Origin of the sequence: Caballeronia calidae (genome assembly GCF_900044055.2) — a bacterium.
Lineage (GTDB): Bacteria > Pseudomonadota > Gammaproteobacteria > Burkholderiales > Burkholderiaceae > Caballeronia > Caballeronia calidae.
The window spans coordinates 1-3,276 of the sequence record NZ_FCOX02000203.1 but is presented as its reverse complement, the minus strand read 5'-3'; the positions used below and the strand labels follow the sequence as shown (position 1 = coordinate 3,276).

Here is a 3,276-nt window from a genome sequence, read left to right as displayed (position 1 = left end):
AGTGAAACTCGCGGCCGTGGACCAACAGCGTTCAGATTTGCGGATCAATTCGCAGCTTAGCGTGGAAGCTGAGCGCCGCAATCTCCAGACGCTCTTCACCTTTGTCCGTACTGTTCTCTTTGACCATAACAACACCCTACTCGCTTCGGTGTTGCGCTTCAATTTGAATCCGCCAGCGATGGTGACACCCGGCGCCAAGAGCATGGCGCGGGCTCGATAAAGTGCTCACCGCCGCTGACGCGTGGCGCGCCCTCCGCGAAGGACTCAACGTCGCGTACACGACCCGCCGATCGACTATCAGGCCCTGGGGACGAAGAAAAATGCGCCGCGCTGCATCAAACAGTTCAAGGCAATCGGCCAATGGCCGCAGGCGGCGTCAGCCTCTTTCACGATAACGCAAGGGATGAACAGCGTCATGTCAGTCAGGCTTATCATAGGCCGCTTGCAGCTTCGAAAGCGTGCCGCCATCCTCGAAAATTTGACTCACGCCGATATCCAGAACGCGCCCGGTGACATATTTATGCAGCGACTCGACAACAAGAATTCGGTGCTGTCAGCACTTTCGGAGTGTGGCGCAAAAAGTTCGCAGGCGAGGCACCTGCGAGAACGAGCCCACTGACCGTGACGGCGGACGCGGCGTTGATCATTGCACGCCTCGAGGAAGTCTTCGCGCCGGCCGTCGTGCGCGCGCCCCTGACTTCTTCATTGACGCAAACGGGTCGCCCCCCAGCAGGCACTCGCCGTCTTCGCGTTGCTCAGCACCTATGGGCGCGCATTTGGATGCGCCACAGCATTGCGTAGCACGACCAAGTCCGCAATCAGCGTTCACCTCAAACCGATGCCGACATCGACGACAGCGCACGCGTTCTGGCACCTCCTTCATTGCCCCCCCGGCAGCCGCAAGTCTCGCCGAGCATGACCAGGCTTTTCACCCAACCTGAGCCGCCACCCTAATATCGGTTCTCCGTCGCCATCATTGAAGACGATTTTTCATAACAATCCTGACTTGTTTTACTCATACTGATTTGGAGGCGCTGCGACAACCGCGAAACGCAGTTCTCGCATGCGTTCGTCTCACGGACTCGTTGAATGATCACCAAGTCGGGCACGACTCACACGCCACCAGCAGAGGGGCTATTTGCGATTACCCGTTTATAGACGACGCCACTCGGGCAGAAGTACGACTGACCGCGCCTAAAGCGCCAAACCATCGTCTTATACACCGCTCTACCTCCGCAACCGTAGACTGCAGCGAATGAGATAGGCCGGGGTCTGTAAGCTTTCGGCGCATCGTGTTGGCTCTTGTTTTTTGCGTGAACGCCTTGAGTCTGGACGCACCCATGCTGGGCAGAAACTGAATTGGCCAAGCGTGAGCTTGGCGAAGCGCGCTTGAACAAGCGAGCAAGATCATGGATGGAACCCCTAGCGACGTACCGCTTCTGGCCACACGGTTACGCAACTCCATGACTGCCAATAGGCATGAGCAGGCATGAGCGCATCCGTGGCAGTGTAATGAGATACAACGCAGAATCTACAGAAGATGAAGATCGCGATTCTCGAAGACGACTCTGCGCAGGCAGACTTTGAGCGGAACGTCCTTTCTGCCGCTGGACATGGTTGCGAAGTGTACGGCGAAGCCCACGCGCTGATCGCCGATTTACGGCGAAAGCGGTTCGACTTGCTCCTGTTGGATTGGAATCTTCCAGACATTCCGGGCACGACAGTCTTGCGCTGGGTACGCCGTCACCTGTCGTGGCATCTTCCCGTGTTGTTTGTGACCAATCACGATCACGGCGCTGATATCGAAGCCATGCTCAACGCAGGAGCGGACGACTATGCTGTCAAGCCCGTCACCGCGGGCTTACTCAATGCACGGGTGAACGCCTTACTGCGTCGCGCGCGACTTCCCGCATCAGCAACGGATGAAGTCACGTTCGGCGATGTGGTGTTCAATCTGTCCACCAGGCGCGTTCATCGATACGGCCAGCTCGTCAGCCTGACGCCCCGAGAATTCGATCTTGCCCTGCTGTTGTTTCAGCGTATGGGTCAGCTGGTTTTACGTCACCATATTCTGGCGACGATGGGGGCACGGGAAGGCGAAGTACCGGCGCATCTTGTTGACACCCATGTTTCGATGATGCGTTTGAAACTCGAGCTGAACCCCGAACACGGCTATCGCCTTCGAGCCGCATTCGGATACGGTTATCGCCTGGAACCGATTGTTTCGGGCGACGCCCCTTCTCTCACCTTTCATTGATCATGCACAGACGCTCGGGCGCTTGGTTTGAAAGAGTCCACCTCTGCCCGCACGTCTGGCGGCCGGCCTCGAAATCGTCCCCCACTGCATGCATCGCGACCCAGCGCGGATTGGGCGTTCATGCCCTTGCCGAGTGCCCAAGCCCATGAACAAGTTCCGCATTCGGCCGAAACTCTCTCCGTACCACGCTGTCCTGCTCGTTCTTGCCGGGCTATTGACTCTCGGGTTTCTGACGACCTCTGTCGCGAGTTACATCGTCTCCCGAGACGCAATACGTCAGGATCTCATCGATACGGAGTTGCCGCTGACGTCGGATAATGTTTATTCTGAAATACAGAAAAGCCTGGTTACGCCAATTATCATCTCGACAATGATGGCTCACGACACATTTGTCAGAGATTGGATCATCTCCGGCGAGCGCGACATCGGACAGATTACGCACTATCTCAGCGAAATACAACATCATTACAACGCCGTAACAGCGTATCTGATTTCGGAGGATACGAAAAATTACTACCAAACCAAAGGATTTTTGAAGAAAATCTCCCCCACGGTAGCCCATGATAAATGGTACTTCCGCACCCGCTCTATGGATGACCCCTACGTCATTGACATTGATACAGACGAGGCCAACCAGAAGCGTTTGACCATTTTTATCAATTGCCAGGTTTTCGATTATCACGGCCGCTTTATCGGCGTCACCGGCGTGGGTTTGAGCGTCACTACGTTGATTGGCATGATGGATGGCTATGTTGAGCGATACCGCAGGAACATCTATTTCGCGGATCGAAGCGCACGTCTGACCCTCACTGGATCGAATGGCGGCCCGGCGCAGGCGCGAGCAGGTCAATCACTACAAGGCAAGACCGGACCTGGCAATCCGATCGAGCGGCTACCGAATTCGGCGGGCGGAAATTTCGAATATTGGGAAAACGGCGAACGTCACTTCGTCAATGTCCGCTATGTACCCGAGCTTAAATGGTATCTAATGGTGGACAAAAGCGACACCGGCCTTCTAG

General features: G+C 55.9%; 3 protein-coding genes. All 3 read left to right on the top strand.

Annotation, left to right across the window (positions count from 1 at the left end):
- Window positions 1-220, top strand: a 220-nt coding sequence (locus AWB78_RS41930; RefSeq protein ID WP_157697884.1) for a hypothetical protein, incomplete at its 5' end; no start/stop codon positions are given.
- A 1,320-nt stretch (window positions 221-1,540) separates the two neighbouring features.
- Window positions 1,541-2,257 (top strand): response regulator transcription factor, encoded by a 717-nt coding sequence (locus tag AWB78_RS41925; protein ID WP_062613127.1) that lies wholly within the window; start codon window positions 1,541-1,543, stop codon window positions 2,255-2,257.
- A gap of 145 nt (window positions 2,258-2,402) precedes the next feature.
- Window positions 2,403-3,276: cache domain-containing protein (locus tag AWB78_RS41920; protein ID WP_198399493.1), on the top strand; the 874-nt coding region annotated here is incomplete at its 3' end.

Bases quoted from the DNA above. Each gene is read 5' to 3' on its own strand.
- AWB78_RS41925 (WP_062613127.1), top strand. From the start codon at position 1,541: ATGAAGATCGCGATTCTCGAAGACGACTCTGCGCAGGCAGACTTTGAG.